The following is a 6,997-nucleotide window of genomic DNA, read 5'->3' as shown; positions in this document are numbered from 1 at the left end:
TTTACGGTCCGAGAACGCTTGAGGATAATAATTTACTACATGTCATTCGTGTCAATAGTATACCTGTTTATGGGATGGTGGTAAGCGTTAAGGAGGTTGTAGAGAATTATCTCCCGATATTGAGAACTCGCCAGGATGAAGCCGCTATTTTAAGCGTAGGTGCATTCGTAAGTGATGTGTTGGTTGGAGCCGGCTCGCACATTACCGGGACGCGTCGCTGCAACAATTGTCCGGCTGAAGCACGAATCGATGTTATCGATATTATCGATGGAAATGGAGTCAATATCGGATATGATCCGGCGATATGCTCCGCGACCGCAAGCGAGTGGATCTACAAATCCTACGTCGGATACTATGGCCGATGCCCGGATCGAGGCGGTTATCGGTATTGGTGCCGGCGCTTAGAACACGAAGGTGGCGGTACTGACCTGAGCCCTATAATTGCTGCCTTTGGAACGAGTCAAGAATACACGAATCGCTTTGGTGGTTTGACAGATAATGATTTGATCAATCAACTATACCAATACATGTTTGATCGTAATGCAGAACCGGGAGGATTGGAGTACTATAACCAGTTAATGGAAAAATGGCGGGATTTGTGGCGGGACACACATGATGGCAACAGCACAGGAGCAACTGAATATGCATTATCGCGGATCGCACTTGATATTCTCAGCGGTGCACGAGGTAATGATCTACCTACAATAAATGGAAAGATCAATGCATGCCCAGACATGTAACTTAATTGCCTAAAGAGGCTACTCAAACCGACAGCTTATCCATCCGCTATGCTCCAGGACAAGCCAGGGTTTAGCGGTAACATTATGTAATCAGCCGGTCGCGCCAGTATCCTGGACGTCTCGAATGGTGAGCGAAGGCGATCACGAGTAACTCGGAGCCCTGTTCACAGACGATTACAGAGAAGGGAAATCGTTTGAGTATGAGACGTTTCGCTCCCCGTTTTCCGGCGGGGCCTGGAACAGCTGTGAGGGGAGCGATTTCGTCTTCCAGAAGATCGAACACCGCATCGACTGCCTGTTGGAACTCTACGCCAAGTCCAGGGTGTTGGCGTTCGTACCATGATGCAGCCTCAGCGGCCTCGTCGGCGGCGGCCTCGAGAATCTTGACAGATCGCATCAAGTACCGGCCATGCGAGTGCGCATTCGGCGGCGTAGCCCCTCCCGGTCGATTAGTCTAGCTGTCCCATTGTCTACTTGGTCCAGACGCCGCAGGATCTCCGTCTCCCATGCCTGTGCAGCACCGGAATCGGGAGTTCCGTCGAGGCTGGCTAAAAGATCGTGTGCGAGTTCCGCCCGGTCGATCTCCGAGAGATTGAAGGCCTTAGCTCGCAGGGTGTCGATGGCTGGATTCCCCATGGACATCCGTCGGTCCTCCACTAAGTCAGAAGTCGTCGGCTCGAAGCATACCGTACATAACCAGGTGTTTCACCCGAACGCGGACCACACTGGCTATAGCCCGTAGCTGCGGTGAACGCCTGTCTGCGTGCAGGGACGCACAGACAGGCGGCGAACTACATCATTATAGGCTCTGAAACATCGCGCTCATTCACCACCATGACAGGACAACCGATATGTCGGACTCGACCGCTCCCCGCAATCGCCTCGCGGACGCCACCAGCCCTTATCTCCGGCAACACGCCAGCAACCCCGTCGACTGGTGGCCCTGGTGCGCAGAGGCCCTGGCGTTTGCCCACGACCAGGACCGGCCCATCCTGCTTTCCATCGGCTACTCCGCGTGCCATTGGTGCCATGTGATGGCCCACGAGTCCTTCGAGGACCCGGAGACGGCCCAACTCATGAACCGGCTCTTCGTCAACATCAAGGTGGACCGAGAAGAGCGCCCGGACCTGGACAAGATCTACCAGAGTGCCCACCAACTCTTGGCCAAGCGTCCGGGCGGCTGGCCCTTGACCGTCTTTTTGACCCCGGACGACCAGCACCCTTTCTTTGCCGGGACCTACTTCCCGAAAGAGCCCAGGCACGGACTGCCAGCGTTTTCCCAGCTGCTCGAGGGTATCGCGGCCGCCTACCGCGAGCAGGGCGGCGCCATCCGGGAGCAGAACCGCGCCTTGATGGATGCCTTGGCCCGACTCACCCCCGGCGGGGACGGCGAGATTCCGGACGCAATGCCCCTGGCGGCGGCCCGCCGCCGGCTCGCCGAGGACTTCGACCCCGTCCACGGCGGCTTCGGGTCGGCCCCGAAGTTCCCCCATGTCACCGACCTCGAGCGCCTGCTGCGCCACTATGCGGCGAGCCGAGCGGATGGGGCGCCGGACCGGGACGCCCTGCACATGGTGACCTTCACCCTGGAACGCATGATCCGCGGCGGACTCAACGACCAGCTCGGCGGGGGCTTTTGCCGTTATTCGGTGGATGATCTCTGGATGATCCCCCACTTCGAGAAGATGCTCTACGACAATGGGCCCTTGCTCGCCCTGTGCTGCGATGTCTGGCAGGTCACGGGGGATCCCCTGTTTCGGGAGGCCGCCGTCGCCACCGCCGACTGGGTGATGCGTGAGATGCAGTCACCCGAGGGCGGCTACTACTCGACCCTCGATGCGGACAGCGAGGGCGAGGAAGGCAAATTCTATGTCTGGGACCGCGCAGCGATCGCGCGCCTGCTCACGGCCGAGGAATATGCCCCCTTCGCCGCCGTCTACGGCCTGGACCGGAAGTCGAACTTCGAGGGCAAGTGGCACCTGCATGGTTACCGTACCGCCGTCGAGGCGGCCCGCGACCTGGAAACGACCCCGGCGTCGGTCGCCGCCCTGCTGGAAACAGCCAGGCACAAGCTCCTCGCCGCCCGGGAGGGCCGCATCCGTCCGGGCCGCGACGAGAAAATACTCACGGCCTGGAACGGCCTGGCGATCAAGGGCATGGCTCGGGCCGCGCGGGTGCTGGAGCGCGCCGACTACCTGGCGTCCGCCCAGCGGGCCCTCGACTTCATCCGCGCCAGGCTGTGGCGGAATGGGCGCCTGCTCGCCACCTACAAGGACGGCAAGGCCCACCTCAATGCCTATCTGGACGACTATGCCTACTTGATCGACGCCCTGCTGGAGCTTCTACAGACCCGTTGGCAGCGCGCGGATCTGGAGCTGGCGACGGCACTCGCCGAGGTCCTGCTCGACCAGTTCGCGGACCCCCAGGAGGGGGGCTTTTTCTTCACCTCGAACGACCACGAGCGGCTCATCCATCGACCCAAGCCCCTGGGGGACGAGTCGGTACCTGCCGGCAACGGGGTGGCCGCCCGGGTGCTGCAGCACCTCGGTCATCTGCTGGGCGAGACCCGTTACCTCACGGCCGCCCAGGGGACCCTGGCGCTGGCCGCCGAGCCGATGCGCCGCCTGCCCCATGCCCACGCCAGCCTGCTCGCCGCCCTGGAAGAACACCTGGATCCCCCCCGGACCCTCATCATCCGCGGCGCGGGAGACGACCTGGCCCACTGGGCCGGGATCGCCCAGCGCACCTATGCCCCACGGCGCCTGGTGCTTGCCATCCCGGCCACCGAAGAGGGGCTTCCGGGTAACCTGGGGGCCATGACGCCGGGGGCCGGGACCCGGGCCTACCCCTGTCTCGGGATCAGATGCGAGACGCCCCTGGAAGACCTCGCGGCACTGGAGCGGTTGACTGCCTAGTACCCCGTTCCGCCTTATTTTGCTTTGTCCGTGGCGGTCGTGCCAGCGCCGCCAGAAGCACTTGCGCATGTGCCGCCTGATCCAACCCGAGCGGACGTGCACCTGGCGGCACCAATCGGCAGAGCCGAAGTCATTCCACCCTCCGTTGCTGTAGACTTGCCATTGCTTGCGCAGGTGCTCACGGGTGAGGCTTTGCCGGGCCTCCCAGCGCGCGCCCCCCCGTTCCTTGAGCCGCTTGATGGCCTTCGGTGCCGGGCTGACGTGTCCACCGGGGTGGATACGAAATCCCAACAACGCGCGGTCCTCGCTACGGCGTGCGCCGCTCTTGATGGGTTGACTGGAAGGTCCAGGTGCTTGTGCAACCACCGCCTCAGGCGCTTCAGAACCCGCTCGGCGGCTCGCTGGCTGGAGACGAACACGGCGATCGCGTCGGCATAGCGCACGAACGATAGCCCGCGCTGTTCCAATTCCCGGTCCGCACAGGTTTCGGCTGAATGGCAACCACCGCCGCGGCTTCCACTCCACCGGTAAGGGCTTGGCGTACAACCGCCGCACCGCCGGCCCCAGGCCAACCCGGCACGAGGTTGTCACGGCTCAGTACCGATTCCAGGCTGATTTCTACCGTTTCGCTCATCGAACCTCTTCTGGCCTCTGCGCTCGCTGTTCCGCGCCACTCGATGGGCACGCGCCGCCCCGCTGCCGGAAGCCACCTGCTTGGCTTGGCCCGCCGCCTCGCAAGCTGCCGCCGTTGCCGCTCCGAGGGCGTTTCACCCCCCTGCGCGCCGCTCACAACGGATGCCGTGTGGGATCCGCTCGTGACTCTTCGGCCCTTCGCTCCTCCCGCCTTTCGGCACGACTCATCGCGACTCTTGCGGCTGACTCCTGGCTCGCTCTCACGCTCCAGGTCGCCCCGAGTAAGAACATGTGCTTTCGACCCGTGCCGTCAGGCTCTACCGAATGCGTCTTTCGGTGACGGTTGGATTTCGCGTTCCCTCGCACGCTTAGCGCCCGCACCCGGCCTCGCTGCCTACGCTCGTGTCCTGGCTCCACGTCCTCCAGCTTCGCCTCGCGGCTTCCACCTTGGGCTTCACTACGCTTCTCGTCACTCTTCGCGGTTACCTCCTCTCAGGTATTAGCCACTACCTACATGCCCATGTCGGGCACACGAGGATGGGCTGCGCCCACCGCAACGAGACTGCGGCTTGCAGCCGCGCTCAATGGGAAAGCCACCGAACGTCTCAGGCAGGCCGGTTATGGGTCACCCCCCTGCTACCTGGTTCTCCAATCACCAGCCGGCATGATCCGGCACAGGAATTCATCGAACAATTGAAGTTCCGGCGATGTGGTTCGTTTCACTCACCGTATCTTACCTCCTGAATTTACCCATGTTCGCCCTGGTAAGGGTCGGCCAGTGGACGAACAGCGGGCCGATTTGTGGTAAAAAGAAATGACATCCGCAACTTAAGGATCAGGTACCCTATGTCAAATACGAGCAACCCACTCTTCGACGCCCACTGCGAGGTCTGCCGGATCGGCGCGCCTTCGGTAACCGATGCAGAGATCGAGCAACAGCTGCCGCTCATCCCCGAGTGGCAACTGATCAAGGAGCAGGGCATCAGGAAGCTGATGCGCCGCTATGAGACGAACGATTATCAGCGCAGCCTCGCCCTGGTCAACGCGGTTGCAGCGCTCGCCGAGTCGGAGGGACACCACCCGGTCATGCTGGTCGAATATTCTCGGGTGACTATCTGGTGGTGGACCCACAAGATCGATGACCTGCATCTGAATGATTTCATCATGGCCGCCAAGTCTGATCGAAGCTTCGCGCCGCTGGCCTGAGGGGTGGTAGTAGATTTTTAAATAGGCATTGGAATCATAAAGGTGACAACAATCGCAACCGACGACATCGGCGAGCGCCAGGCCCATCTGGAACAGATCGTTGCAGATCTGCTTGCCGAGGCCAAACGCCGAGGGGCCAGTGCTGCCGAGGCTACCGCCGGCACCAGCGCCGGATTGGAGGCGAGGGTGCGTCTGGGTACGGTGGAGACCCTGGAGCATACCCGGTCCAATGGTCTCGGCATTACCGTCTATATGGGAAACCGCAAGGGCTCCGCCGGCACCTCGGATCTGGACCCGGCGGCCGTGCGTGATACGGTCGCAGCCGCCTGTACCATCGCATCCCACACCCAGGAGGACCCCTGTGCCGGACTTGCGACTCCGCAGCGCATGGCCACCCGGATCCCGGACCTGGACCTCTTCCATCCCTGGGACCTCCAGGTCGAGGCTGCTATCGACCTGGCCCTGGAGTGCGAGGAAGCCGCCCGTGTTGAGGACGCGCGCATCGTCAACTCGGAAGGGGCCGCCGTCACCTCCCACACCGGGGTCCATGTGTACGGCAACAGCCACGGCTTTATCGGCGGCTATCCCAGCTCCCGTCATGGCTTGAGTTGCGCGGTGGTCGGTCGGGAAGGCGCGAGCATGCAGCGCGATTACTGGTGGAGCTCCGCCCGTTGCGCGGGTGACCTGGAATCCGCCGCGGCCATCGGTCGCCGTGCCGGCAAGCGCACCATAGCCCGCCTGGGGGCGCGGCAGATCCCCACCCGCAAGGCCCCGGTCCTGTTCGACGCCCGGATTGCAGCCGGGCTGATGCGGCACCTGGTACATGCCGTCACCGGCTCCAGCATCTACCGCCGGGAAAGCTTCCTGCTCGACCATCTGGGGCGGAAGATCTTCCCCGACTTCGTGTGCATCCGCGAGGAACCCCTCCTGCCACGGGGCCTGGGCAGCGCTCCCTTCGACGATGACGGGGTGGCGACCGTGCCGAAGGACCTGGTAGCCGACGGCGTACTGTACAGCTACCTACTGGACGCCTACTCCGCCTGCCGCCTGGGAATGGAGACCACCGGGAACGCCGGGGGTGTGCACAACCTGCGGATCGAGATGGGAGCGCTGGGCAAGGATGAGCTGATCCGGGAGATGGGCACCGGGCTGCTCGTCACCGAGCTCATGGGGTATGGGATCAACCCGGTCACCGGGGACTATTCCCGAGGTGCCGCCGGCTTCTGGGTAGAGGGTGGTGAGATCCGGTTCCCCGTGGAAGAGGTCACGATTGCCGGCAACCTCAAGCAGATGTTCCAGGGCCTGCTCGCCGTGGGAAACGACTGCGACTTCCCCGGCAGCACCCGCACCGGATCCTGGCTTATCGACCGGATGACGATCGCCGGGGGATAGGCGCACTGCGAATGTTCGGTGCATTTGCTAAGATATATGTGACTTTGCGGTTTCCATCGATCGTCGCCCAACCGCCTAATCGGTCTTGTTCTGCTTGGAGGACACTACGCC

6 protein-coding genes are annotated in these 6,997 nt (G+C 62.4%); 4 read left to right on the top strand and 2 right to left on the bottom strand.

Going from position 1 to position 6,997, the window contains the following annotated elements; genetic code table 11:
- The coding region (locus E1958_RS17955) for a DUF4214 domain-containing protein (protein ID WP_133513082.1) at window positions 1-740 on the top strand (740 nt) is incomplete at its 5' end.
- A gap of 82 nt (window positions 741-822) precedes the next feature.
- On the opposite strand, the gene E1958_RS17950 is transcribed toward E1958_RS17955, so the two are convergent.
- Both E1958_RS17950 and E1958_RS17945 read right to left on the bottom strand, forming a co-directional pair.
- Window positions 823-1,137 carry a hypothetical protein gene (locus tag E1958_RS17950; protein ID WP_133513081.1) on the bottom strand — a complete coding sequence of 105 codons (315 nt, stop codon included), beginning with the start codon at window positions 1,135-1,137 and terminating at the stop codon, window positions 823-825.
- Complete coding sequence (locus tag E1958_RS17945; protein ID WP_243725301.1) at window positions 1,137-1,382, bottom strand: addiction module protein; 246 nt, start codon at window positions 1,380-1,382, stop codon at window positions 1,137-1,139. Before E1958_RS17945 ends, E1958_RS17950 begins: the two co-directional genes overlap by 1 nt.
- Window positions 1,383-1,591: 209 nt before the next feature.
- On the opposite strand from E1958_RS17945, the gene E1958_RS17940 reads away from it, so the two are divergent.
- The 3 genes from E1958_RS17940 (at window position 1,592) to pmbA (ending at window position 6,886) form a co-directional block, all read left to right on the top strand.
- On the top strand, window positions 1,592-3,655 hold the full coding sequence (locus E1958_RS17940) for a thioredoxin domain-containing protein (RefSeq protein ID WP_133513080.1): 2,064 nt from the start codon (window positions 1,592-1,594) through the stop codon (window positions 3,653-3,655).
- A 1,479-nt stretch (window positions 3,656-5,134) separates the two neighbouring features.
- Entirely contained in the window at window positions 5,135-5,494 is a 360-nt protein-coding gene (locus tag E1958_RS17935) for a 4a-hydroxytetrahydrobiopterin dehydratase (RefSeq protein ID WP_133513079.1), read from the top strand.
- A gap of 42 nt (window positions 5,495-5,536) precedes the next feature.
- Window positions 5,537-6,886 carry a metalloprotease PmbA gene (gene pmbA / locus E1958_RS17930; protein WP_133513078.1) on the top strand — a complete coding sequence of 450 codons (1,350 nt, stop codon included), beginning with the start codon at window positions 5,537-5,539 and terminating at the stop codon, window positions 6,884-6,886.
- Window positions 6,887-6,997: the final 111 nt, after the last annotated feature.

The organism is Candidatus Thiosymbion oneisti, assembly GCF_004359955.1.
GTDB classification, from domain to species: Bacteria; Pseudomonadota; Gammaproteobacteria; order Chromatiales; family Chromatiaceae; genus Thiosymbion; species Thiosymbion oneisti.
The sequence above is the reverse complement of the archived record's forward strand: the minus strand, read 5'-3'. Positions and strand labels throughout refer to the sequence as shown.

Bases quoted from the DNA above. Each gene is read 5' to 3' on its own strand.
- E1958_RS17950 (WP_133513081.1), bottom strand. From the start codon at position 1,137: ATGCGATCTGTCAAGATTCTCGAGGCCGCCGCCGACGAGGCCGCTGAG.
- E1958_RS17945 (WP_243725301.1), bottom strand. From the start codon at position 1,382: ATGTCCATGGGGAATCCAGCCATCGACACCCTGCGAGCTAAGGCCTTC.
- E1958_RS17940 (WP_133513080.1), top strand. From the start codon at position 1,592: ATGTCGGACTCGACCGCTCCCCGCAATCGCCTCGCGGACGCCACCAGC.
- E1958_RS17935 (WP_133513079.1), top strand. From the start codon at position 5,135: ATGTCAAATACGAGCAACCCACTCTTCGACGCCCACTGCGAGGTCTGC.